19 protein-coding genes and 1 tRNA gene are annotated in these 23791 nt (G+C 62.9%); 7 read left to right on the forward strand and 13 right to left on the reverse strand.

Annotated elements, in window-relative coordinates:
- The first annotated feature begins 20 nt into the window (after positions 1 to 20).
- Positions 21 to 530: an REP-associated tyrosine transposase gene (locus ABB34_RS03705; RefSeq protein WP_057639897.1), complete on the forward strand. Its 510-nt coding sequence runs from the start codon at positions 21 to 23 to the stop codon at positions 528 to 530.
- 203 nt (positions 531 to 733) lie between these two features.
- On the opposite strand, the gene ABB34_RS03710 is transcribed toward ABB34_RS03705, so the two are convergent.
- From ABB34_RS03710 to pilB, 3 genes are all read right to left on the reverse strand, one after another.
- Positions 734 to 2659, reverse strand: coding sequence for a sensor histidine kinase (locus tag ABB34_RS03710; RefSeq protein ID WP_057639898.1), 1926 nt, complete (start codon positions 2657 to 2659; stop codon positions 734 to 736).
- Positions 2652 to 4856 carry a GGDEF/EAL domain-containing response regulator gene (locus ABB34_RS03715; protein ID WP_211258150.1) on the reverse strand — a complete coding sequence of 735 codons (2205 nt, stop codon included), beginning with the start codon at positions 4854 to 4856 and terminating at the stop codon, positions 2652 to 2654. The genes ABB34_RS03710 and ABB34_RS03715 overlap by 8 nt, the downstream gene beginning before the upstream one ends.
- A gap of 344 nt (positions 4857 to 5200) precedes the next feature.
- A complete protein-coding gene (gene pilB, locus ABB34_RS03720) occupies positions 5201 to 6925 on the reverse strand; it encodes a type IV-A pilus assembly ATPase PilB (protein WP_057639900.1) in 1725 nt (574 codons plus the stop codon).
- A gap of 233 nt (positions 6926 to 7158) precedes the next feature.
- Here pilB and ABB34_RS03725 point away from each other — a divergent pair, with 233 nt between their 5' ends.
- The 3 genes from ABB34_RS03725 to ABB34_RS14760 are packed head-to-tail and all read left to right on the forward strand — an operon-like array spanning position 7159 to position 10364.
- On the forward strand, positions 7159 to 8016 hold the full coding sequence (locus ABB34_RS03725; RefSeq protein ID WP_057639901.1) for a glycosyltransferase family 2 protein: 858 nt from the start codon (positions 7159 to 7161) through the stop codon (positions 8014 to 8016).
- 58 nt (positions 8017 to 8074) lie between these two features.
- Entirely contained in the window at positions 8075 to 9199 is a 1125-nt protein-coding gene (locus tag ABB34_RS14755; RefSeq protein WP_152979491.1) for a glycosyltransferase family 4 protein, read from the forward strand.
- Between the two features lie 10 nt (positions 9200 to 9209).
- Positions 9210 to 10364, forward strand: coding sequence for a CDP-glycerol glycerophosphotransferase family protein (locus ABB34_RS14760; RefSeq protein ID WP_245625400.1), 1155 nt, complete (start codon positions 9210 to 9212; stop codon positions 10362 to 10364).
- On the opposite strand, the gene ABB34_RS14765 is transcribed toward ABB34_RS14760, so the two are convergent.
- From ABB34_RS14765 to ABB34_RS15765, 6 genes are all read right to left on the reverse strand, one after another.
- The gene (locus tag ABB34_RS14765; RefSeq protein ID WP_245625401.1) at positions 10342 to 10767 is read right to left on the reverse strand and encodes an FAD synthase family protein; all 426 of its coding nucleotides are present in this window, start codon (positions 10765 to 10767) and stop codon (positions 10342 to 10344) included. The genes ABB34_RS14760 and ABB34_RS14765 overlap by 23 nt on opposite strands.
- Positions 10768 to 10843: 76 nt before the next feature.
- Positions 10844 to 12337 carry a LicD family protein gene (locus ABB34_RS15135; protein ID WP_161808887.1) on the reverse strand — a complete coding sequence of 498 codons (1494 nt, stop codon included), beginning with the start codon at positions 12335 to 12337 and terminating at the stop codon, positions 10844 to 10846.
- Positions 12338 to 12341: 4 nt separating this feature from the next.
- Positions 12342 to 14069 (reverse strand): ABC transporter ATP-binding protein, encoded by a 1728-nt coding sequence (locus ABB34_RS03730; protein WP_057639902.1) that lies wholly within the window; start codon positions 14067 to 14069, stop codon positions 12342 to 12344.
- A 130-nt stretch (positions 14070 to 14199) separates the two neighbouring features.
- Complete coding sequence (locus ABB34_RS15760; RefSeq protein WP_057639903.1) at positions 14200 to 14565, reverse strand: prepilin-type N-terminal cleavage/methylation domain-containing protein; 366 nt, start codon at positions 14563 to 14565, stop codon at positions 14200 to 14202.
- 58 nt (positions 14566 to 14623) lie between these two features.
- Positions 14624 to 16462 (reverse strand): hypothetical protein, encoded by a 1839-nt coding sequence (locus ABB34_RS15140; protein WP_057639904.1) that lies wholly within the window; start codon positions 16460 to 16462, stop codon positions 14624 to 14626.
- 94 nt (positions 16463 to 16556) lie between these two features.
- Complete coding sequence (locus ABB34_RS15765) at positions 16557 to 16922, reverse strand: prepilin-type N-terminal cleavage/methylation domain-containing protein (RefSeq protein ID WP_057639905.1); 366 nt, start codon at positions 16920 to 16922, stop codon at positions 16557 to 16559.
- A 380-nt stretch (positions 16923 to 17302) separates the two neighbouring features.
- On the opposite strand from ABB34_RS15765, the gene ABB34_RS03750 reads away from it, so the two are divergent.
- From ABB34_RS03750 to coaE, 3 genes are all read left to right on the forward strand, one after another.
- The gene (locus ABB34_RS03750; RefSeq protein ID WP_057639906.1) at positions 17303 to 18562 is read left to right on the forward strand and encodes a type II secretion system F family protein; all 1260 of its coding nucleotides are present in this window, start codon (positions 17303 to 17305) and stop codon (positions 18560 to 18562) included.
- Positions 18563 to 18569: 7 nt separating this feature from the next.
- Complete coding sequence (locus ABB34_RS03755) at positions 18570 to 19430, forward strand: prepilin peptidase (RefSeq protein WP_057639907.1); 861 nt, start codon at positions 18570 to 18572, stop codon at positions 19428 to 19430.
- Between the two features lie 94 nt (positions 19431 to 19524).
- A complete protein-coding gene (gene coaE / locus ABB34_RS03760; protein WP_057639956.1) occupies positions 19525 to 20148 on the forward strand; it encodes a dephospho-CoA kinase in 624 nt (207 codons plus the stop codon).
- Between the two features lie 75 nt (positions 20149 to 20223).
- Here the strand turns inward: coaE and ABB34_RS03765 are convergent, their stop codons facing one another.
- From ABB34_RS03765 to ABB34_RS03780, 4 genes are all read right to left on the reverse strand, one after another.
- Positions 20224 to 21561 carry a sensor histidine kinase gene (locus tag ABB34_RS03765; RefSeq protein ID WP_057639908.1) on the reverse strand — a complete coding sequence of 446 codons (1338 nt, stop codon included), beginning with the start codon at positions 21559 to 21561 and terminating at the stop codon, positions 20224 to 20226.
- Positions 21554 to 22231 carry a response regulator transcription factor gene (locus ABB34_RS03770; protein WP_057639909.1) on the reverse strand — a complete coding sequence of 226 codons (678 nt, stop codon included), beginning with the start codon at positions 22229 to 22231 and terminating at the stop codon, positions 21554 to 21556. Before ABB34_RS03770 ends, ABB34_RS03765 begins: the two co-directional genes overlap by 8 nt.
- Positions 22232 to 22639: 408 nt before the next feature.
- The gene (gene rimK, locus ABB34_RS03775) at positions 22640 to 23515 is read right to left on the reverse strand and encodes a 30S ribosomal protein S6--L-glutamate ligase (protein ID WP_057639957.1); all 876 of its coding nucleotides are present in this window, start codon (positions 23513 to 23515) and stop codon (positions 22640 to 22642) included.
- Between the two features lie 51 nt (positions 23516 to 23566).
- Positions 23567 to 23640: transfer RNA gene (locus ABB34_RS03780), tRNA-Gly, on the reverse strand.
- Positions 23641 to 23791: the final 151 nt, after the last annotated feature.

The raw sequence follows: 23791 nt of genomic DNA on the forward strand, positions 1-23791 counted from the left end.
GCGATATACGGCAATCTCCGATGCACATCGCCATCGCCTGCCCGCACGCTGGCCGCATGTCCAGCCCAAGACTCACGAGAGGGCGTCATTCCCGGCAAAATGCGGTGTATGCCGTGACCATGGCCACGCATCACCGGCAACCATTGTTCCAGACGCCGGCGCTGGCCAATGTCGTACACGACCAACTGCACCACTGCGACCGGGAAGGCATCAGCCAGACCCATGCATGGGTGGCCATGCCCGACCATCTGCATTGGCTGTTTACCTTGCGCGAGGATGATCTTTCGGCCTGCCTTCGTCGCTTCAAATCGCGTTGCGCGCGGGCCATGAACACGATTCGACGGGTTTCGGGACCTGTCTGGCAAAGCGGCTTCTACGACCATCGTTTGCGCGATGACGAGGACCTGCGGGTACAGGCGCGGTACGTCGTCGCCAACCCGGTACGGGCTGGGTTGGTCACCGACATCCGGGAATACCCGTACTGGGGATGCCAATGGATTTCCCGCCATGCGGGATTCGATGACCTATAGAGCATTCCCCGGCAAAGCCTCTCATCCACAGCCGCTGTACATCGTAGGTGCCGGGCTTGCCCGGCACGGGGCTTCACCGGGAAGGCTTCATGCGGGGCAAGCCCCGCATCTACACAAGCCGCCTCACCATGCTGCACGTAGGTGCCGGGCTTGCCCGGCATGGGGCTTCACCGGGAAGGCTTCATGCGGGGCAAGCCCTGCATCTACGGGGTTTCGGCCGTGCGGTCCGGGCCTTGGCACGGCAGGTACAAGCTGAAACGCGTTCCCGCCGGCCCGTCGCCGGGGTCGCCGGCACGGCGGCTGTGCACCTCGATGCGTCCGCCCAGCACCTCGGTCACGATCTGGTGGACGATGTGCAGCCCCAGCCCGGTGCCCCCGCGGTTGCGGCGAGTAGTGAAGAACGGCTCGAAGATGCGCGGCAGGTCATCGGCCGCGATTCCCTGCCCGTCGTCGGCCACGTCTATGCGCACCTGTTCTGGGCCGTCCGCATGCGCCGACAGGGCGATGCGGCCCGGGCCACCCGGCGGGCAGCCGTGCAGCAGGGCATTGGCGAACAGATTGGCCACCACCTGCCCCAGCGGCCCCGGGTAGCTGTCCATCGCCACGCCCGGTTCCAACTCCAGCACCAGTTCCACGCCTTCCACCGGTCCGCCCTTGCGCAGCCGCGGATCGGCATCCAGCAGCACTTCGGCCAGGTCGAACCGGCGCCGTTCCAGCGAGGCACGGTCCACCGCCACCTGCTTGAACCGCTGCACCAGCGCCGCGCTGCGCCGCAATTCGTTGCCGGCCAGGGTGCAGGCGCTGGTCGCATTGGCGAGGAAGGCGTCCATCTCCGAACGCCGCAGCCCCGTGCGCAATTGCTCCTGCAGGGTGGTGATGGCATCGCCCAGGCTGCCCAGCGCCAGCTGCGCGCTGGCCAGGGGCGTGTTCATTTCATGCGCGACGCCGGCCACCATCAGCCCCAGCGAGGACAGCCGTTCGGCGCGCGCCAGTTCCTGCTGCGCCATCAGCAGGCGCTCGTTGGCCAACGCCAGCGCCGCGTTGCCGTCGCGCAGGCGCTGCACGTAGGCGGTCTCGCGCGCCAACCCGCGCGCCTGCCCGAGCACCACCCACGCCACCATGCACAGGCCGAGCACCGCGAACACGGCCAGGATCAGCTGCCAACGCGCTCCCTGCGGCGGCACGCGGTGCACGAGGATGCGTAGTTGCGCCAGCGTCGGGTCGGCATGCGCCAGCAGGCGGCCCTCGCCCTGCCCCCATGCGGCTTCCAGCGTGGAGAAACTCCACCCCTGCCAGTAACCGGCCGGATGCCGCTGCAATTCGCGCCACAACGCCGGGTCGAACGCGGCCACGTTGCGCTCGCGGTGCCCCAGTTGCCAGCCCCACGCATCGGATGCCTGCGGGCCGATCAACCAATAGCCCCTGGGGTGCACCAGGTACAGGGTGAAGCCGGATTGCTGCGCCTGTTCGCGCAGCCGCTCCAGCAGCACGCGGCCATGCAGGTTGAGCACCACCACGCCGCTGCCGCCGTCGGCCAGCACGAAGGGCGAGGACGCGCGCAGCGTGGGCCGCAGCGGCTGCTCTATGCCGCCGTTCTCGACGTTCAGGTCCAGCGGCGAAAGATGCACCTGCCCCGGCTGCAGCGGCAGCGCTTTCTCGAAGAACGGACGTCCCTGCTTGTCCTGCAGGGACGGCACCGGCACCCGCCGGATGTCGCCGCCGTCCTGGTCCAGACGCAGGCGCTCGTGGCCGGTGGCATCCAGCCAGCGCACCTTGTGGTAGTCGCTGCCGGCACGCAGGAAACTGCCGTAGGTTTCCACCAGCGAAGCCTGCGAGCCGTCCTCCAGCAGGCGCGGCGTCAGCAGCGCGAGGAAACGGGCGTCGTCGCTCAGCCGTTCCATCCAGCGCAGCATGGATTGCGCGGCGTACTGCACCGCGTCATGGCTGGCCTGGCGCTCGGGCACGCGCAGCACCCGGTCGGTTTCGTACCAGAGCAACGGCAGCGCGGTGAGCAGGCCAAGCAACCACGGCGCGGCGATCAGCGCCACCCGCCACGGCTGCAGGCGCACGCCCGCCCAGGCCTCCTGCCAGCGCCGCCGGAGGAACCCCGCGCGCGGCACTTCAGCCATCGCCCGTCCGCTGCCGGCGCATGCGGGCGATGAAATCCTCCAGCGGTTCGGGCCGCGCGAACAGGTAGCCCTGGGCGCAGGGGCAGTCGTGTTCGCGCAGCCAGTTGGCCTGCTCCCGGGTTTCCACGCCTTCGGCCACCACGTCCAGCCCCAGCCGGCGCCCCAGTGCGAGGATCATGTCGGCCACGCTGCTTTCGCCGCGGGCTTCGCCGATTTCCGAGGTGAAGTGGCGGTCCAGCTTGAGCCGCGTCACCGGCAGCGAGTGCACGTAGCGCAGCGACGAATAGCCGGTGCCGAAATCGTCCACGGCGATGCCGAACCCCAACCTCCGCAACCGCGCCAACAGTTCGCGTCCAGCCTGGTAGTCGTTCATCACCGCGCCTTCGGTGATTTCCAGTTCCATCCGCCGCGGTTCGATGCCCTGCTTCTCCAGCGTGGCCGCCAGTTCGTCGATGAATTCGCGCCGGTGCAATTGCAGCGGCGACACGTTCACCGACAGCGGCACCTCGGGGAAGCCGGCCGCCTCCAGCGCGCGCAGCGCGTCGCAGGTCAGTTCGATCACGCGCTGGCCCAGCGGCACGATCAGGCCGCTGGCCTCGGCCACCGGGATGAACTCCGCTGGCGACACCGGCTGGCCGTTCTCGTTCCAGCGCGCCAGCACCTCGGCGCCGACGACGGCGCCGCTGTCCATGTCCACCTGCGCCTGCAGCGCGACACCGATGCGGTCCTCGCGCAGCGCGCGGTACAGCGCCCGCGACTGCAGGAAACGCTGCAGGTTCTCCTGCTCGCCCTCGGCACGGTAGTCGGCCACGCCATGCCCGCCATCGGCGCGGATGCGGTTCACCAGCAGCAGGCCCGCGGCGACTGCTCCGCCGGCACCGCCGCGATAATGGTCCAGGTCCACCCGCGCCGCATCCACCCGCAGGAACGGCAGCTCGCCGGTGTCCTCGCTCTGTTCCAGTGCGCTGACCGGATCCAGCGCCAGCCACGTCGTCGGGCCCAGCACCGCGAACGTGCCCTCGTGCAGCCGCGCTACCCTGCACGGCGGGGGATACAGCTGCCCCAGCCGTTCGGCCATGCGCTGCAGCAGCAGGTCGCCCTGCTCCGGGCCAAGCGCCAGGCTGCCGTCAGTGTATTGCCCCAGGTCCACCACCAGCAGGCTCTGCCCGCTGGGCCAGGGCTGCTCCAGCACCTGCTGCAGCTCCAGCCGCAGCGCATTGCCGTTGGGAATGTCGAGCAGGCTGTCGCGGTAGGCCACCCGGTCCAGCCGCGAGGTCAGGTCGACATTGACCAGGCTGGCATTGGCATGGGCGGTGAACACCTGCAGCAGTTCATGCTCCTCGGCGTCGAGCGAACGCTCGCTGGCCAGGTACGCCACCAGCGGCGGCACCCGGCCATCGCCATCCAGGTACAGCATCTGGCAGGCCGGCATGCCGACGCTGGCACGGGTGGCGAACGCCTCGGCCAGCAGGTCGCGCGCCATCGCATCGTCGACATCCGCCAGCCAGCGCCCCTGCTGCGTCGCGAAGGCACCATCGGCGGCAATCACGCGCACGCCCTCCGGCGGCGTGCCGTTCCCGTCCTCGCGCACGCACACCAGACCATCGGCAGGCATTTCCAGCAGCGTGGCCAGTTCATGCAGCAACTGTCGCGAAAAACCGTCCAGGTCGCGCTGCCCGGTCAGGCGGTTGCCCATCTGCACGATGTGCTGCAGGCCACGCTTGGCCCGCGCCAGCGCGTGGATCTCGCTCCAGGTGCGCAGCGAGCCGGTGACGATGCCCTGCAAGCGCTCGCGGTACAGGTCGGTCTTCAGCCAGTAATCGCTGACATCCAGCTGCTGCAGTGTCTTGCGCATCGGCGCCATGCCCGGCTGGCCGGTGATCAGCACGATGCGTACCTCGGCGTTGCCCAGTTGCTCGCGCACCGCGCGCACCAGCTGCAGGCCGGCGTCGTCGCTCTCCATCACCACGTCCAGCAGGATGGCCGAGACATCGGGGTGGGCGACCATCACCTCCTGCGCTTCACTGGAGGAGGACGCGGTCAGCAGCCGCAGCGGGCTGTCGTTGAAGCGGAAGTCGGACAGCGCCATGCGCAGCGACTGCTGGAACGCGGGGTCGTCGTCCACGCTCAATACGGTAAAAGCGACACCGTCGGCAGGCGGACCGTCGTCTGCCTGTTCCTGGCGGAACTCGAACATCCTGTCATCGCCCGACCGAACGCTACCGCTCATGCACTCTTCCCCCCAGACACCGCTGCGTGGACCGACACGTGCCGCGCCAGCCTACCGCAACCCCGCGCAGCGGTCGAACCACCCTGCCAGCCCCTGTCCCCAAGGTATCGGCCGGGCGTCAACTCGCTTGAGGAGCGGGACGCGTAGGTGCCGGGCTTGCCCGGCACAGGGCTTCACCGAGAAAGCCCCATGCGGGGCAAGCCCCGCATCTACAAGATTGCCTCGTAGGTGCCGGGCTTGCCCGGCACGGGGCTTCACCGGAAAAGCGCCGCGGGGCGAGCCCCGCATCCACAAAGGCACGAGGGACTGGCTCAGTCCTTGGTGACGCGGTTGATCTCGGCCAGGCTGGTGATGCCTTGCGCCGCCTTGAGCAGAGCCGACTGGCGCAGGTCGTTGACGCCGATCTGCTGCGCGGCCTCGGCGATGTCCAGCGCGTTGCCGCCGCGCAGCACGATGGTGGCGATCTCGTCGGTCATCGGCATCACCTGGTAGATGCCGGTACGGCCCTTGTAGCCCTCGGTGCAGTCGTCGCAGCCGACCGGCTCGTACAACTGGATGCCCTGGCTGATCTGCGCCGGGGTGAAACCCTCGGCGAGCAGCGCGTTTTCCGGCAGGTCCGCCGGCCGCTTGCAGTGGCTGCACAGCCGCCGCGCCAGGCGCTGGGCGATCACCAGCGTCACCGACGAGGTGATGTTGTACGGGGCGATGCCCATGTTCATCAGGCGCGCGATGGTCTGCGGCGCGTCGTTGGTGTGCAGCGTGGACAGCACCATGTGGCCGGTCTGCGCCGCCTTGATGGCGATCTCGGCCGTTTCCAGGTCGCGGATTTCGCCGACCATGATCACGTCCGGGTCCTGGCGCAGGAAAGAGCGCAGCGCCGCAGCGAAGGTCATGCCGCGCTTGTTGTTCTGCTGCACCTGGTTCACGCCCGGCAGGCGGATTTCCACCGGGTCCTCGGCGGTGGAGATGTTGCGGGTCTCGTCGTTGAGGATGCCCAGCGCGGTATACAGCGACACCGTCTTGCCCGAGCCGGTGGGACCGGTCACCAGCACCATGCCGTAAGGCTTGTGGATGGCCTCCAGGAACAGTTTCTGCTGCTCCGGCTCGTAGCCGAGCTTGTCGATGCCCAGCTTGGCCGCGCTGCCGTCGAGGATACGCAGCACGATCTTCTCGCCGAACAGCGTCGGCAGGGTGCTGACGCGGAAGTCGATCTGCTTGGTCTTGGACAGGTTGAGCTTGATGCGGCCGTCCTGCGGCACGCGCTTCTCGGCGATGTCCAGCTGCGACATCACCTTCAGGCGCGCGGCGATGCGCTCGCGCAGCTTCACCGGCGCCTTGGCCACGGTCTTGAGCAAACCGTCGATGCGGAAACGCACGCGGTAGTCGTCTTCGTACGGCTCGAAGTGGATGTCCGACCCACCCTTGCGGATGGCGTCCACCAGCACCTTGTTGACGAACTTCACCACCGGGGTGTCATCGCCCTTGGCATCGACGCCGGAATCGCTGCCACCACCCATGTCCTCGTCGCCGGCACTGACCTCCAGGTCGCCCATATCCTCGTCGCCGCCGCCCAGCGAATCGCCCAGCGAATCGTTGCTGGCCATCCACAGTTCCAGGGTGCGGCGGATCTGGTCCTCGTCCACCAGGATCGGCTCGACCACCAGGTTGGTGTGGAACTTGATCTCGTCCAGCGGCTGGGTGGGGTGACTGGTGCCGATAAAGAGCTTGCCGCCGCGCTTGAACAGCGGCAGCACATTGTGCTTGCGCAGCAATTCCTCGCTGACCAGCTTCATCGCATTGTGGCTGGCGTCGAACACCGACGCGTCCAGCAGCGGCATGCCGAATTCCACGGCATTGGCCGCGGCCAACTGCGCCGCGGTGGCCAGACGCTTGTCGGCCAGCCACTGCGCCAGCGGCACCTTGGCCTCCCCGGCCTGTGCCATTGCATTGCGGGCGACGGCCTCGTCCAGCGCCCCGTCCTGCACCAGCCGGCGCGCAATGCCGGTGATGCCCACGAGATTGGCGGCTGCGTTCATTCAGTTTTCCCCAGAGCAGACAGCAATGGGGCGATTGTAGCCTTGGGCCGGCGCCATATGCGGCGGCCATGCGGAGCAGGCATTTCCCTGCCCCATGCCTCGGGCCAACCAACCCGACCAATCTGCCGCACCCACTCAAATTCTGCGACGAGCACCACGTCCCGGCACACCCGCATTCCCCGGTGGCCGCTTCCCGCTACCATGTGGCCGGGGAGAATCAACAGGTACACCACGTGCAGCAACTGAGCATCATCCTGCCGGCCAAGAACGAGGCCGAGGGCCTGCAACGCACCTTGCCGGCACTGCGGCAGGCATACCCGCAGGCCGAGATCATCGTCGTCAACGACGGTTCCACCGACGACACCGCCGCCATCGCCGCCAGCCACGGTGCGCAGGTGGTCAGCAACCCCTACTCGATGGGCAACGGCGCGGCGATCAAGCGCGGCAGCCGCGCCGCCAGCGGCGACGTGCTGGTGTTCATGGATGCCGACGGCCAGCACAGCGCGCAACACATCGCCGCGCTGCTGGCCAAGCTGGAAGAGGGATACGACATGGTGGTAGGAGCGCGAGACGCCAGCGGCCAGGCCAACCTGCATCGCGGCCTGGCCAACGGCTTCTACAACCGCCTGGCCAGCCACATGACCGGCCACTGCATCGATGACCTGACCTCCGGCTTCCGCGCCGTACGCGCGGAGAAGTTCCGTGAGTTCCTGCACCTGCTACCCAATGGCTTCAGCTACCCCACCACCAGCACCATGGCGTTCTTCCGCAGCGCCTACCCGGTAGCCTATGTGCCCATCCCGGTAGCCAAGCGCGTGGGGACCGGCAGCCACATCCGCCCGATAAAGGACGGCATTCGTTTCCTTCTGATCATCTTCAAGATCGCCACGTTGTATTCGCCGTTGAAACTGTTTGCGCCCGTAGCCATTGCCTTTTTCCTCACTGGGCTGGGTTATTACGGCTACACCTTTGCCACCATGCACCGTTTCACCAATATGAGCGTCCTGCTGTTCAGCGCAGCAGTAATCATCTTCCTGATCGGGCTGATTTCCGAGCAGATCACCAATCTGACCTATCGGCGCGATGGCTGAACCCCTACGCCCCCGGGTTCTCCTCGTCACCCGCAACCTGCCGCCATTAGTAGGCGGCATGGAACGACTGAACTGGCATATTGCCGATGAACTGTCACGCTATGCCCAGGTACGGATAGTCGGTCCCGAAGGCTCTGCCACCCAGCGCCCCGCACAGGTAGAGCTGACCGAAGTGCCGTTGCGTCCGCTATGGCGATTCCTGATTATCTCGGCTTGGCGAGCCATGCACATTGCCCTCTCTTGGAAGCCGGATATCGTATTGGCCGGCAGCGGGTTGACTGCTCCCGCAGCCCTGATGGCCGCACGCATGGCAAATGCCCGTGCCAATGTGTACCTGCATGGACTAGATGCCGCTGTACGACACCCCATCTATCGCGCGCTATGGCATCCCGCTATCCGTCGCATGGATGGCGTCATCGCCAACAGCCGGCCCACCTCCGAACTGGCACTCAGGCTGGGAGTCATCGAACCTCGCTTGCGCATCGTGCACCCTGGCGTGCAGATTCCGAACGCACCGCAGTCTGCTGCTACACTTCAGGCATTCCGGCAACGCCACGGCCTTGGCGACAACCGTCTCCTGCTGTCTATTGGCCGCCTGACCACCCGCAAGGGATTGCGCGAGTTCGTTCAGCATGCACTACCGGCCATCGTCCACGAGATCCCCGACACCACCCTCGTCGTCATTGGCGATGCTCCCGCCGACTCGTTGCACGTCAGCCAGCAAACCCGCGAAAGCATCCAGGCCGTAGCTAATGCCGCAGGTATCGGCCAACATCTGCGCTTCCTCGGTGTCATCACTGATCCTGCAGAACTAACATGCGCCTATGAATGTGCAGCATTGCACGTGTTTCCGGTACGGAGCCTTCCTGGCGATCCAGAGGGTTTCGGAATGGTTGCCATCGAAGCTGCTGCACATGGAGTGCCCACCGTTGCATTCGCCACCGGGGGCGTAGTGGATGCCGTAGCCCAAGGACAATCCGGCTATCTGGTGGAACCAGGAGATTATTCTGGACTGGCGCAGGCCGCGTTACGGGCCCTGAATGGGAAAACCACCATGGAACGGAGCAGAGCAACGTTTTTTGCCCGACAATTCGCATGGCCACGTTTCGGTGAAAGCCTCCGCGAAGCACTGCAATTGACCACAAGCCCACCTAATCCCCAGGCCTGCGTTGAAAATAAATAAGCATAACCCGGTGCATTGGTGCCAACTTGCTACCTTCGCACTGCAAGCAGTGATCGGGCTTCTCTTCCGCCCTTTCAGGAAGAAATCAGCCATCGTTCTTTATGGCCACAAGCTCAACGGCAACCTGCTGCCTATATACCAGCGCTGTCCTTCTGCCATATTCCTGAGCATGGACCGCGCATACTGCCGGGAGCTGCAGTACGCCGGCATCCGCAGCCAATGGGCTTGCTCCCCCAGAGCCGCGGCACTACTGGCACGCACCCTGGCCATCATCAGCGATCACGGCCTGCATAGCCTTGAAATAATGTTGCCTGCCTACCGCAAGGCAGGCTTGAGGTGCATTGATGTCTGGCATGGAATCCCCTTCAAGGGTTTCGACATCAATGATTTCCGTTTGCAGCATGAATATGACGAAATCTGGGTAGCATCAACATCGCAGCGAAGCCTTTGGATTGAAAAATTCGGATTTTCTCCAGACAAGGTCCACGCCACGGGGTATATGCGGACTGATCGTTTGATCCTTCGAACCGCGGACGAATCAATCGCCAAGCTCCAACTGGGTCTGGATCCGTCGACATGCGGCAAGACCATCCTGTTTGCTCCCACATGGACGCAGGATGACGAGGGGCGCAGCATCTACCCCTTCGGTTGCAACGAACAGCAATTCCTCGCAGCCCTGTCCGCATTGGCCGTCGATCATGGCGCGACGATCCTGCTGCGCAGCCACCTAAATACCGGCGCCAAGCCCTCTCCCGCCCTTCCGAGGATAGTGAGTCTGCCCAGCACCATCTACCCTGATGCGGAGTCCATCCTCCTCGCCAGCGACGTCCTTGTATGCGACTGGTCATCTATCGCCTTCGATTTTCTTCTGCTTGACCGCCCTACCCTGTTCCTGGACGTGCCTCCACCATTCCGCAAAGGATTCTCACTCGGCCCCGAATATCGCTTCGGCAGTATCGTGAAGGACCTGCATGGTCTACTGCGCATGCTGGAAATGTGCATCAATCAGCCGAGAACCTATTGGCAGGCACATGAAATACATCATCAGGACATCAAGGAACGGGTATACGGCAACATGGCAGACGGCAATGCAACGGAAAACTGCATTGCGCGCCTGCGAAAAATATCGGGAAAGCCGGAAACTAGAGCCTTATCTTCTCGATGATTTCCGTGGTGGATACGGACGGCGTCCGTTCGAAATAGACCACCCTGCAGATATCGGAATATTCATCGAAGCGTCCTCGCCAGTCATCTCCCATTGCCAATACATCCGCTGCATGCTGCAGCAAATAGTCACGCTTCTGTGCAAGTGACTCCTCAAGAAACACCGAGTCGACGCAACGCAACGCAGAAACCAAACGCATCCGTTCGTTTTGCGGGAACACCGGCAAACGCCCCTTCTTGGCAAAATTCAGTGCATCGGATGAAATGCCCACGGCCAGACGATCACCCAATGACGCTGCACGTTCAAGAATACGCAGATGCCCGACATGAAGGACATCGAAAGTACCGAACGTGAGAATAGTTGTCATGTGCTCGCAGCCCAAGGAATCCGAAACAAAATCCATATACTCACACCGCGGGACTGACACATTGGTTCCCCATCAGGAAACAATGCAATCATCGGGCATTCACAATGCCGCCCTACCAGTCACAAAGTTCCTCGTAACGTTCCAAGGGATAGATCGATTGAAGACCAGTGGCGATCAAGGCTCCACCACCGGTATCGGAGGATTTGATCTGCCCGTGCATCCACGTCAATTGCTTTGGGGTAACACAGGAACGCTTGAGAAATCGCAATTTCCAACGAGGAAAGCGGCGTGCTGCTGTGGAGTATGCCGGATTGGGAATATGCCAGTCGGCCCCATAATAACCTTCAAGAAAAGCTTCCGGGTGATTCGGCACATATACGCTCATGCCATTCAGGCTACCCGTTCTGGCCGGCAAGAAATCTTCCCGATTGCAGTCCAAGCTGGCCATCGGGTGTACCCAGAGTCTATCGCGCTCGTGCCAGATTGCGTGGACATCCAGATGACAGGCTGGTGGAAACCCAGGCAAACGAAGCCGAAAAAGCCTGCCGCCACGATTAACTGTAACGATGAAGCCCGCCTCCACCAAAGCAATAGCAATAGCCATTCCTTCGGAAAGAACATCCCGGGAACAATCCGCATCCGAATAATAACCGACATCGAAATCATCATCACCGGGTATGATGCCCTGATTCCGGTGTTGCCCAAGCAGGGTCCCGTACAAGACAAACAATGGCCGTCCCCATGACATATCAAAGAAGTCTCTCGCCCGGCCATAGACCTCCATGAAGCCTCGGTGGAGCATTGCGATATCAATCGTGGCATTGACCGGGAAACCCTTCTTATCCAGCCTCACTTCGTCATCGAATACCAACCCTGAACATCGACCATGAGGAATATGGAGCTTGGTATAGCCACAACCGTCATGAAGCAGCATATCTCCGTTCGCGAGCCGTAATGACAAGTCGCATTCGGAGGGCAGCATGGCCACAGCAGCGCGTGATATGTCAAGTGCAAATACACCGAACCCGAACAAATCCCGCGCGGACGTCAACCGGCAGATGACCTTCCCATCCACCAGCACATCAAGCTCCGACATCCCAAGTCCAGGACGCAGGAACCCATCAATCGACACTCCCCTGTATCCCATGAACACCTGATAATATCCGGGCGCCCTCCTTCGGACATCATTCGGCACGGCGCTGGCCATATCCGGACAAGCATTGCAATCGAAGAGTGGATCAACAACCTGCCCACGGCCGAGTCGAGCCAGATTCCGCTCGCCCTGGAACTCCCAGGATTGGCGCCCTCCAAAAACAAACCTGCTGGACGAGGCATCCGCGCAACGCAGGGCGGTGGCATACAGCCGCATTGCCACCGTCCGAAGGCCCACATGCTCGGACAGTCGAGCGAGCAGATAGATACTCCCAGGCAGAGTTATTCCATTTTTCCTCAGATACCGTGCCATGCGTTTCATGCGCGAAAGCAACCGCTCCATGATGACAGGAATCGGCAAGCTCCCCTCTTTCATGGCAGACGACGGGGAGGGGACAGAATGACACTGTCGCATGCCCCCCACACGACCAAGGGATTCTTTTTCTTCATCCATTCTTTCACGAACCATTCGAATCGCCCGCATCCACCCTGATTATCGACCCACAGGACTGAAGGGATATATCCCTGTGAGCGATGATGACAATGGTCTTCCTACTTGCGAGAATGCTGATTGCTCTGGCCAAGGCAAGCTCTGTCTCGGTATCCAGCGCGCTGGTAGCTTCATCAAAGAAAAGCACGGCGGGATCATGGTACAGCGCCCGCGCAATGCCTATCCGCTGCCGTTGTCCACCTGACAATCTGATGCCGCGCTCCCCCACAAAGGTGGCATACCCATCGGGCAATTCGCCGATGATGAAATCATGTATCTGCGCAGCCCGGGCAGCCCGCTCCACCGCCCTCATGTCGATGCTTCCTTTCTTCACGCCAAAAGCAATGTTTTCGGCGACACTTGCGTCGGTCAGATAGATATGCTGCGGGACATAGCCAATGGCACGTTGCCAGTTGGCCACATTGGCACCTGTTATAGGCACCCCATCCACGCTAAGGGTGCCAGCTTGCGGCGATAACAGGCCAAGCAACAGATCCATTACCGTGCTCTTGCCGGCACCACTTTTGCCGACAATACCAACACTGCCATTGGCAGGGATCACCAGGCTGAAATCATCGAGCACCCGCCTTTCCGGTGCGGCAGGATAAGCAAAGCAGACGTTTTCCAGGCGGATTTCCTGCCTCGGGACCAGCATGCCTTCTGCCTTGGGCTCCGCCACGAACGGAAGTGCCAGGTCACGATGGATCACATCCAGTGCGGGCGATGAAAATTTCAGCTTGGCAAATCCACGATATACGATTTGTGCAGCAGGCAACATCCGGTAGGCGGCAAAACCATACAGTCCAAGTGCCGGCAATACATGGGCCACATCATCCGTTCGAAGCAAAAGGGCCAAGGCTATCAGGATCAAGCCGCTATAGCCCACGGCTTCCACCAGATACAATGGTGTCTGGCTCAAGGTATCGTTGGTTGCCTGATGCCTTGAATACAACCGTGATGCGCGTTCGAAGCGCTCCATGTATGCCGCAGCAGAATGAGTGATCTTGACATCCTTTATGCCGCCAAGCACTTCGTTGCTGGCTTGGTAACGATCACGATTGGCATGCATCCGCTCCATGCCGGTACGCACCAATCGTTTACGCACCACACCGTAGATGGCGCCATACAATGACGCCACTCCAAACAATATGACCAATGCCATCCACGGGTCATACCAGATGATCAATCCCCCCATCGCCAGTATCACCGCCCCCTGCGCAAACATTTGTGCCAGCGGTTGTACGAGATTGAACAGCATCTGGTCGGTTTCGGACAGGATGTTCTTGGACAGGTCCGCGGAGTTATGCCCCAGGAAGAATTCGTATGGCTGGCGCAAATAGCCCGACAGCAACCGGCTGCTAATCGAATGCCGCTCCAGATGGACGAAGCGGTTGACCAGGTGCAGGGTAACGGTCTTGAACAAGGATGAAGCGATCACTACGGCAATCGAAGCTACGCCCAGGGCCAGGATGAAGTTGCGCTGCCCCCCGAAGTCCAACCATTCGTAGGCCGCTTGCAGCAGCGGGTTCTCGTGGATCACCGCCGGCCGGCCCAGCACCGACAGGAACGGCATGATCGACAGCACGCCAAGCGTCTCCGCTGCTGCCATCAGCACCACTAACCCCAGCATCCATGTTGCCCTGCGCCGCTCCACGGGGGTGAATACGGCCCAGATTTTCTTGAGATCGGCAATCATTGGCTCACGAACGCATCACGCCTCGGCTCCGGCATCCGCATTGTACCTGCGGGAAGCCAGCCCCGCCGCCGACCATTCCTGTTAGGAAGCCACTACCCCATGCCAATCATAAATAGAACAGAAAGCAGGCTCAGTCATCCACCAACTCGCACTGGGCGCTGCCGGTATTGCAGACGGCATTTTGCTTGATGTCGGCATTGCCCTTGGTGCGGGTGTCGAACGTGACGGTTCTGGGCGTGGCGAAATCAGTTGCAATCAGGTTTGGGTTGGCGCTGGCATCGCAGGCTTTCGGCACGTAGGTCGCAGGTGTGACGGCACCCGCCAGGTCGGCCACTGCCGTGCTCAAGTAGGCGCGCGCTTCCGCAAGGCAAGCGGCATTGGCCGAACGCTGGGTGTAATTGCGGTATTGCGGCAGCGCAATGGCCGCCAGAATGGCGATGATCGCCACGACAATCATCAACTCGATGAGGGTGAACCCTCCGTTTTTCCCCTTCATGACACGCCCCGGTTTGGATGTGGAAATGCAAATTCAAGGAAGCATGATTCGTGCCACCTCAGCGTTTTGGTGACGCCCTTGGCAGTTTCTCCAGTTCCTGCACCCAGTCCCCGCGCCCTGCTGCACGCAACTGGGTCAGCAACTTGTCGATGTCCGGGTCACCTGGGGGTGACTTTTCCACCGCGCGACGCAGATAGGGCAAGGCCTTGCCGGGCTCACGCGTCTCGTTGTGGATGTAGGCTCCGATTCGCAGATATTCGTCGGCTCTGAAGCCGGTGCGACTGGAAATGCTCTCGATCACGCGCAGCACGCCCCCCCTGTCCAACGGTATCTCGCGATCCACATTGTTGAGCATCACCCAGATAATGCGCCTGTTCTGTGCATTCATCGGCACTTGCTGCAAGCGGGTCAGAAACTTCTCCCAATCCGCTGGGGTGACGTTCCCCCTGATGGTTTTGAAGGTCACCACGTTTGACAGCAACGTCGCGGACCCCGTGGCGGCAGCACCTTTTTGATAGGTGGCGATGGTCAGGTCAAGGCTGGGATTGTCGGCTCTGGACTGGATGCGGCTGGCGTACACGCCGCCAAGTTGCAACCAGGCCCGTTCCGAATGCGGCGATATCTTGACGGTTTCCAAGGCCTGCCGCAGCGGGTCGCCCCAGGTGTGGGCGCGCACACCCGTGGCGGTGCCCAAGCCAATAATGGCCAAGCCCAGCAAGCCGTAACCGGCCCGGTGCGGTACGGCCCAACGCTGGCAAGCCGCCATGCACAAGTCGCCGATGGCCAGCACTGCGCCAATCAAGGGTAAATGGTTGCGGTGTTCAAACGCCAGTTCCAGATTGATCACATTGCTGGTAATGAAATGTCCGGCGAAGAACAGCAACACGCCAAAGGCGAACAAAGGCCGATTGGTGCGCCAACGCCATGCCCAAGCCAGCAGGCCAAACACCAGCAGCCATGCAGGCAAGGTGGCGGCCGGTTGCCACAGGCTGCGTGAAATACTCAGGTCGTCATATACAAACGGCATGCGGCCCGGCATGGGCAGCACAATCTGCCCCAGGTACATCACCAGCACGCGCCCTTGGGTCAGCAGGCGTTCCCAACTGTCAAAATCCCGCCCGGGGTAGGCCTGCCAACGCCAGAAGTGCGGCACCACCACCAGCAGATAGACCACCACACCCACCACCACCAGCCACAGATAACCCTTGCGCAGCACGGTGGCCAGCAGCGGTTGCGCGGCGCGGAAGCGCAATACGGTCAGTTCCAGTACCCATGCGTAAAGCGGCAGGAGTACGGCATCTTCCTTGGCTGCAAAGCCCAACGCCCAGAACAGCACGGCCAGCACGCCGTATTGGCGGCTGCGCAGCCCCGCCATTTGCGCTTGGCGCATGGCCAAGTAAGCCCACAAGGCCAGCACCATGAACAAGGTACACAGGGTTTGCATGCGCTGTACCACGTACAGCACGGATGACACCTGCAAAGGGTGGATGGCCCACAGCAGCGCAAAGATCAAGGCCCCCGTGGCCGCACGCCGCGCCGGCCATTGCACCGCAGTCAGCAAGCGGCGCAGCAGCAGCGCCAGTGCCAGCGTGGTCAAGGCGTGAATCAGCAGATTGGTGGTTTTGAATACCTGCGGGTCAAGCCCGCCGCCGCGCAAGTAGTCCAGCGCAAAACTGAGCATGCTCAGCGAGCGCGAGCCATGCCCCGGCTGGAAGCTGTAGGCCGCATACAGCACGTCATCCAGCTTCAGCGATGTCAGGTGAAGTACGGTGTTCTCGATGATGTTCGGCTTGTCGTCGAAGATGAAGCCGCCGCCAAGGCCCGGAAGGAACAAGCAGGCAGCCAGCATGGCCAGCAATGCGGCAAGCAACGGGAAACGCAGCGAAGAAGCATTCATCGGAAACCGGAAATTTCGAGTGTATTTTTCAGGCAAAGGAAAGGCGCCTTGCGGCGCCTTTCCAATTCAAGCTTTGCACAAAATGCCGCAAGACTTACGGAGACACCGGATCCAGCTCGCAGGTGCCGCTGCCGACGTTGCAGGAGGTGTCCTGCTTGATCTTCGCATTGCCCTTGGTATTCGCAGCGAAGTTGATGGTGGCACCATCGCTGTAGTCCGCCTTGGTTGCAGTGTCACCGCTAGCGCAGGCCTTCGCGCTGAAGTTGGCCGGGGTACGGTCGTCAGCGGCATCCGCCACGGCGGTACCGATGTAGGCCTTGGCTTCAGCCAGGCAGGCGCCATTGGCCGAACGCTGGGTGTAATTACGGTACTGCGGCAGCGCGATGGCGGCCAGGATGGCGATGATCGCAACCACGATCATCAGTTCGATCAGGGTAAAGCCCTGCTGCATCTTCTTCATGAGTACATCCCCTAGAGGTCTGGATTGTAGGTACGGATGGGCCGTCGCCCAGCCGGTACGGGTATGCGAAGCAGGTTGCGTGCCAAATGCCAGCCCCCTGCCAACTCCCCGGTGCGCATGATGGCAGCATCCAGCGGAAAGAAAAGCCCCTTGTGCCGATTCTGGGACGAATCCGCCAAGGTGACGCATGGCGTCACTTTTCGACCGCAGGCTGTCATGTGTGTGCCAAGGGCCGTGCCGGGCAAGCCCGGCACCTACGGTCCACCGGGGAACGTGATGTGAACCACGCTTGTTGGTCACTCCGGGTGCCGCACGGCGGCAGACCGGCTAACATGCGGGGATCGTCCGGCCCGGGGAGTGGCCGGCTGGGGAGAAGATCGATGTCCGTTACCCGTAGCGCAATGAAAAAAGAGCCGGTGTCCCGCAGCACCAGCCTGATGCAGCCATTTGTCTGGGAAGGCACCGACAAGCGCGGTGCAAAGATGAAGGGCGAGCAGGACGCCCGCAATGCCAACCTGCTGCGTGCGGAACTGCGCAAGCAGGGCATCACCCCCACGGTGGTCAAGCCCAAGCCCAAGCCGTTGTTCGGCGCGTCGGGCAAGCCCATCAAACCCAAGGACATCGCCTTCTTCAGCCGCCAGATGGCGACGATGATGAAGTCCGGTGTGCCCATCGTGACCGCGCTGGAGATCATCGGCAGCGGCCACAAGAACCCGCGCATGGCCAAGATGATCGGGCAGATACGCGCCGATCTGGAAGGCGGCTCTTCGCTGAACGAGGCCATCAGCAAGCACCCGGTGCAGTTCGACGAGTTGTACCGCAACCTGGTAAAGGCAGGCGAAGGCGCCGGTGTGCTGGAAACAGTGCTGGAGACCATTGCCAACTACCAGGAAAACCTGGAATCACTGAAGGGCAAGATCAAGAAGGCCCTGTTTTACCCGGCGATGACCATTGCCGTGGCGCTGCTGGTCAGTGCCATCCTGCTGGTATTCGTGGTACCGCAGTTCGAAGAAGTGTTCAGCAGCTTCGGTGCCGATCTGCCGGTGTTCACGCAAATGATCGTGGCAGCCTCGCGCTTCATGGTGGGCTGGTGGTGGCTGATCCTGCTGGTAGTGGTGGGCTCGATCGTGGGCTTCATCTTCGCCTACAAGCGCTCGCCCAAGCTCCAGCATGGCATGGACCGCCTGATCTTGAGGGTGCCGGTGATCGGCCAGATCATGCACAACAGCGCCATCGCCCGTTTCTCGCGCACCACGGCGGTGACCTTCCGCGCTGGCGTACCGCTGGTGGAGGCCTTGGGCATCGTGTCCGGCGCCACCGGCAACAAGGTCTACGAAGAAGCCGTGCTGCACATGCGCGACGACGTGTCGGTGGGTTACCCCATGAACATGGCGATGAAGCAGGTGAACGTTTTCCCGCACATGGTCATCCAGATGACCGCCATCGGCGAGGAAGCCGGTGCGCTGGACACCATGCTGTTCAAGGTGGCCGAATACTTCGAGCAGGAAGTGAACAATGCGGTGGATGCACTGAGCAGCCTGATCGAACCGATGATCATGGTGTTCATCGGCGTGGTCGTCGGCGGCATGGTCGTCGGCATGTACCTGCCCATCTTCAAGCTCGCCTCCGTTGTCGGATAACTGATACATGGCATTTCTCGACCAGAACCCCGGCCTGGGCTACCCCCTTGCTGCCGGGCTGGGGCTGCTGGTCGGCAGCTTCCTCAACGTGGTGATCCTGCGCCTGCCCCGGCGCATGGAGTGGCAGTGGAAGCGCGACGCGCGCGAGATCCTGGAAGAGCCGGACCTCTACGAGCCGCCGCCGCCAGGCATCGTGGTGGAACCGTCGCACTGTCCCCATTGCAAGCACAAGCTGAGCTGGTACGAGAACATCCCGCTGTTCAGCTGGCTGCTCCAGCGTGGCAAATGCCGTCATTGCCAGGCCCCCATCTCCATCCAGTACCCGCTGGTGGAACTGCTGACCTCATTGATGGTGCTGGCCTGCGTATGGCAGTTCGGCTTTGGCTGGCAGGGCTTCGGTGCCATCGTGCTGACCTGCTTCCTGATCGCCCTGTCCGGCATCGACCTGCGCACGCAGTTGTTGCCCGACCAGTTGACCCTGCCGCTGATGTGGCTGGGGCTGGTGGGCAGCATGGACAACCTCTACATGCCGGCCAAGCCGGCGTTGCTGGGCGCGGCGGTGGGTTACCTGTCGCTATGGACGGTGTGGTGGCTGTTCAAGCAGATCACCGGCAAGGAAGGCATGGGCCACGGCGACTTCAAGCTGCTGGCCGCGCTGGGCGCATGGTGCGGGTTGAAAGGCATCCTGCCGATCATCCTGCTGTCCTCGCTGGTGGGCGCCATCATCGGCTCGATCTGGCTGTATTCGCGCGGCCGCGACCGCGCCACGCCAATCCCGTTCGGCCCCTATCTCGCCATCGCCGGCTGGCTGGTGTTCATGTGGGGCGACCAGATGATTGCCGGCTACAGGCAACTGGCAGGCTTCTGACGTAGGTGCGGGGCTTGCCCCGCACGTGGCATTACCGGGAAAGCCCCAATGCGGGGCAAGCCCCGCATCTACGCCAGCATCTATGGTATTCGGCATGAGCACCTTCGTCATCGGCCTCACCGGAGGCATTGCCTCGGGCAAAAGTGAAGTCACCCGACGCTTCGAGGCGCTGGGCATCGTCGTGGCCGATGCGGACGTGGCCGCACGCGAAGTGGTTGCCCCCGGTAGCCCAGCGTTGCAGCGGATTGCCGAGCGTTTCGGTGCGGACATGCTGCAGGCCGACGGTACGCTCCATCGTGCGCGGCTGCGCGAGCACGTATTCGCGGACGATGGGGAGCGCAGGGCACTGGAGGCCATCACCCATCCCGCCATCCGTGCATTGATAAGGGCTGCCTGCGAATCCGCGAGCAGCCCCTATGCCATCGCCGCAATTCCATTGCTGACCGAAGCCGGTGGCCGCGCAGCCTACCCGTGGCTGCAACGGGTGCTGCTGATCGATGCCCCGCAGGCGGTACAGCATGCCCGGCTGCTGCGCCGTGACAGTATCGACGAAGCCTTGGCCATGCGGATGATCGAGGCGCAGGCCAGTCGCGAGCAGCGGCTGGCGCTGGCCGATGATGTGATCGTCAACGACGGGCACCCGGAGCAGTTGCAGCCGCAGGTGGAGGCCTTGGATCGTCTATACCGGCTATTGGCTGCCGGCTGCACGAAGCCGTAGGTGGGGGGCTTGCCCCCCACATCAATGCACACCGCCCAAGGCAGCGGGCCAAGGCCCGCTCTACGAAAGACGGGATCAAACGGCCGGGGCAAATGTCAGCGTCGCCACCACGCCGCACTCCTCGCCCGGGTGGATACCGACCTGCCAGCCGTATAGCGTGCACAGCCTGCTGACGATGGACAGGCCGATGCCGCCCCCCTGCGAATGCCCTGCATGGGTGCCACGGTAACCGCGCTGGAACAAGCTGGCCGCATCCTTCTCGCTCAGGCCGGGGCCGGTATCGACCACTTCCACCGCATTGTCGAGCACGCGTACCCGCACCTGCCCTTCCTGCGTGTACTTGACCGCATTGCCGATCAGGTTGCCGAGCGCCACCGACAATGCCGCCTCCGGCGCGTCCACAACCAGTTCGCGGCCGCCTTCCAGCACCAGCTCCAGTGGCTTGCCGCCAAGCTGTGCACGGTGGGCCTCCAGCAGTTGCTCGGCCACCTTGGCCACGTTGCTGCTGCCCTGCCCGCGCTCGTTGCGCGAAAGCAGCAGCAACGAGCCGATCAGATCGCTGCATTGCTGCTCTGCTCTCTGGATGCGCTGCAGGCGTTGCTGCATCTTGTCGTCCAGCCCAGGGCGGGCCAGCAACAGTTCGGTGGCACCACGGATCACCGCCAGCGGCGTGCGCAGTTCGTGGCTGACGTCGGCATTGAACTCGCGGTCGCGCTGCACCACCTCGGTCAGGCGTGCCGAGTAGTCGTCCAAGGTCTCGGCCAACTGCCCTACCTCGTCGTCGGTAAAACGTGGCGCAAGTGGCTCGGGATGGCTGCTGCCCCCGCGATAGGCCCGCAAGCGCGCAGCCAGATCGGATACGGGCCGCATCACCCGGGATGCGGACCACCAGCCCAATACCCAGGACAACAGGCTGAACACCAGGACCGACAGGAAGAGGGCACGCTTCAGCTGTTGCTCGCCGCGGACGGATTGGCTCATGTCATATGCAACGAAGAACCAGGCGTCAGGCGTCTTGCGCACCCCCACCTTGTAGGAAAACGCCCTCCCGTCAGCGTCCTCGCCACTGAAGTTGTGGATACCGTCCTGCAAGTGCTCCCACTCGGGATAATCGCGACGCAACCCATCCAGCTTGTCGGGGCGATACAGGAACGCGCGCATCTGCTGCACCGGCGCAACCACTTCCCGGCCACTGCTCTGGATATAGCTCTGCCAGGAAGCATCCAGATTGCGGTTCATCACATCCTCGACCAACTGGTTCTCCACGCGCATGCGCGCCCAGTTGGTGGCGAAGGCGAACAGCGCCGTCAGGCAGAAGCCCAGCAGCGCGAACGAAACGATGATGCGGCTGCGCAGGCGGCGGCGGTAACGTCCCCGCTTGTGCACGTTGCCCTGCGCCGTGGTTTCAGGCATCGGGTGCGGCGATCCGGTAGCCGATGCCGTGGCGGGTCTGGATCATCGGTGCGTTGAACGGCTTGTCCACCACCGCTCGCAGGCCGTGGATGTGCACGCGCAGGGAATCCGAATCGGGCAATTCTTCGCCCCAGACGCGGGTTTCCAGCTCCTGCCGGGTGACCACCGCCGGCGAGGCTTCCATCAGCGCCTGCAGGATCTTCAACGCGGTGGGGTTGAGTTGCAGCAGCTTGCCCTGGCGGCGTACTTCCAACGTGTCCAGGTTGTATTCCAGGTCGCCGGTTTCCAGCACGCGGGTGTGGCCGCCCTTGCCGCGCCGCGACAGCGCATTGAGCCGCACCTCCACTTCCTGCAGGGCGAAGGGCTTTATCAGGTAATCGTCGGCGCCGGAATCGAAGCCGGCCAGCTTGTTCTCCAGCGAGTCGCGCGCGGTCAGCATCAGTACCGGCGTCTGCTTGCGCGCATCGTTGCGCAGCTTGCGGCAGACCTCGATGCCGTCCATGCCGGGCAGGTTGAGGTCGAGCACGATGGCGTCGAAATCATGCACCACGGCCAGGTGCAGGCCGGTCACGCCGTCTGCGGCGAAGTCCACCGTATGCCCGCGGTCTTCGAGGTAGTCGCCCAGGTTGGCCGCGATATCGCTGTTGTCTTCGATTACGAGAATGCGCACGTTGGCCTCTGTTGTCCTTGCCGGTGGGTATCGTATGTGCAGGGGAGGCGATGCCGGCGCATCGCTGCCGCGTACTCTGACGGAAATCAGGGCGCAAAGTTCACTGCATGCCCTGTGCGCCCTTTGGTTCTCTACCGCACCTTGCCATATCCGCACGTGAACCTTTCCATTGCGGTACTCGCTGTCATGGCATGTTCCAGTGCTGTTCCCAACGAAGCGGAGATCCGACTTTAGCGGCCCGGTTTTACCGCAACAAGTGACAAAACGAGGCCCCGGCGGATCCCGCCGGGGCCTGAAGATTCCCGATCACCGGACCCGCCGAGGAGAGCGAGGGCACAGTGCGTCCAGCCTATGCGCCGCAGAATTAAAGTGTCGTTAAAAAGATGGGAGTAAAGCGCAAGTCCGGCCTCAGCGCCTCAGGCCTGCGACGTAGTCGATCATCCGCCCGGCGACGTCGCCGCCGGAAACGGCCTCGATACCCTCCAGCCCGGGCGTCGAATTCACCTCCAGCACCAGCGGGCCGCGCGCCGAGCGGATCATGTCCACGCCAGCGATGCCCAGCCCCAGAGCCTTGGCCGAGCGCACCGCCACCTGCTGCTCGGCCCTGCTGCATACCACCGGCTCGGCGCTGCCGCCGGCGTGCAGGTTGGAGCGGAAGTCCCCTTCCGGCGCCTGCCGGCGCATGGTCGCCACCACCTGGTCGCCCACCACCAGGCAGCGCAGGTCGGCACCCTGCGCTTCGGCGATGAATTCCTGCACGAGGAAATTGGCGTACAGGCCACGCAGCGCCTCCACCGTGCCGCGCGATGCACTGAGCTTTTCGGTCAGGATCACGCCCCTGCCCTGGGTGCCTTCGCTGAGCTTCACCACGTGCGGCGGCGGGCCGAGCATGGACAGCAGGTCGTCGGTGTCGTCGGGATTGTCGCCGAACACGGTCACCGGCATGTCGATGCCCTTGGCCGCCAGCACCTGGTGTGCGCGCAGCTTGTCGCGCGCACGCAGGATCGCATCGGAAGGGTTCGGCGTGCGTGCGCCCATCATTTCGAACTGCCGCAGCACCGCGGTGCCGTAGCGGGTGATGGAAGCGCCGATGCGCGGGATCACCGCGTCCACCCCGGTCAGCGGCCTGCCCTTGTAGTGCATGGCGAAGCCGTCCGGCGCGATGCGCATGTAGCAGCGCAACGGGTCGAGCACGCGCACCACGTGCCCACGCGCGCGCGCCGCCTCGATCAGGCGACGAGTGGAATAGAGCTTGCTATTGCGGGAGAGGATTGCGAGCTTCATCGCAGGCGTGCCGGGCAGGAAGCGCGGCAGCATACGCAGCGGTTGCGTATCTGGAGCGGGCGATGGGAATCGAACCCACGTCAGTAGCTTGGGAAGCTACAGCTCTACCATTGAGCTACGCCCGCGTGGCGCGGGGTGAAGTCTATGCGGTGGCAGGTGTGCAGTGCAACGGGCTCACCCTTGCAGGTGCCGAACTTGTCCGGGTAGGTCGGGGCTACGCCCCCGACGCTGGATGTTCGAGCATGCGGAGCGTCGGGGGCATAGCCCCGACCTACC

The organism is Stenotrophomonas daejeonensis (genome assembly GCF_001431505.1).
Classification (GTDB): Bacteria; Pseudomonadota; Gammaproteobacteria; order Xanthomonadales; family Xanthomonadaceae; genus Stenotrophomonas; species Stenotrophomonas daejeonensis.

Coding starts and splice junctions, on each gene's coding strand:
- ABB34_RS03715 (WP_211258150.1), bottom strand. CDS start 4,856: ATGTTCGAGTTCCGCCAGGAACAGGCAGACGACGGTCCGCCTGCCGAC.
- ABB34_RS03755 (WP_057639907.1), top strand. CDS start 18,570: ATGGCATTTCTCGACCAGAACCCCGGCCTGGGCTACCCCCTTGCTGCC.
- ABB34_RS14765 (WP_245625401.1), bottom strand. CDS start 10,767: ATGGATTTTGTTTCGGATTCCTTGGGCTGCGAGCACATGACAACTATT.
- ABB34_RS03750 (WP_057639906.1), top strand. CDS start 17,303: ATGTCCGTTACCCGTAGCGCAATGAAAAAAGAGCCGGTGTCCCGCAGC.
- ABB34_RS15135 (WP_161808887.1), bottom strand. CDS start 12,337: ATGGATGAAGAAAAAGAATCCCTTGGTCGTGTGGGGGGCATGCGACAG.
- rimK (WP_057639957.1), bottom strand. CDS start 23,515: ATGAAGCTCGCAATCCTCTCCCGCAATAGCAAGCTCTATTCCACTCGT.
- ABB34_RS03705 (WP_057639897.1), top strand. CDS start 21: ATGCACATCGCCATCGCCTGCCCGCACGCTGGCCGCATGTCCAGCCCA.
- ABB34_RS03765 (WP_057639908.1), bottom strand. CDS start 21,561: ATGCCTGAAACCACGGCGCAGGGCAACGTGCACAAGCGGGGACGTTAC.
- ABB34_RS15765 (WP_057639905.1), bottom strand. CDS start 16,922: ATGAAGAAGATGCAGCAGGGCTTTACCCTGATCGAACTGATGATCGTG.
- ABB34_RS03730 (WP_057639902.1), bottom strand. CDS start 14,069: ATGATTGCCGATCTCAAGAAAATCTGGGCCGTATTCACCCCCGTGGAG.
- ABB34_RS15760 (WP_057639903.1), bottom strand. CDS start 14,565: ATGAAGGGGAAAAACGGAGGGTTCACCCTCATCGAGTTGATGATTGTC.
- coaE (WP_057639956.1), top strand. CDS start 19,525: ATGAGCACCTTCGTCATCGGCCTCACCGGAGGCATTGCCTCGGGCAAA.
- ABB34_RS14755 (WP_152979491.1), top strand. CDS start 8,075: ATGGAACGACTGAACTGGCATATTGCCGATGAACTGTCACGCTATGCC.
- pilB (WP_057639900.1), bottom strand. CDS start 6,925: ATGAACGCAGCCGCCAATCTCGTGGGCATCACCGGCATTGCGCGCCGG.
- ABB34_RS03710 (WP_057639898.1), bottom strand. CDS start 2,659: ATGGCTGAAGTGCCGCGCGCGGGGTTCCTCCGGCGGCGCTGGCAGGAG.
- ABB34_RS15140 (WP_057639904.1), bottom strand. CDS start 16,462: ATGAATGCTTCTTCGCTGCGTTTCCCGTTGCTTGCCGCATTGCTGGCC.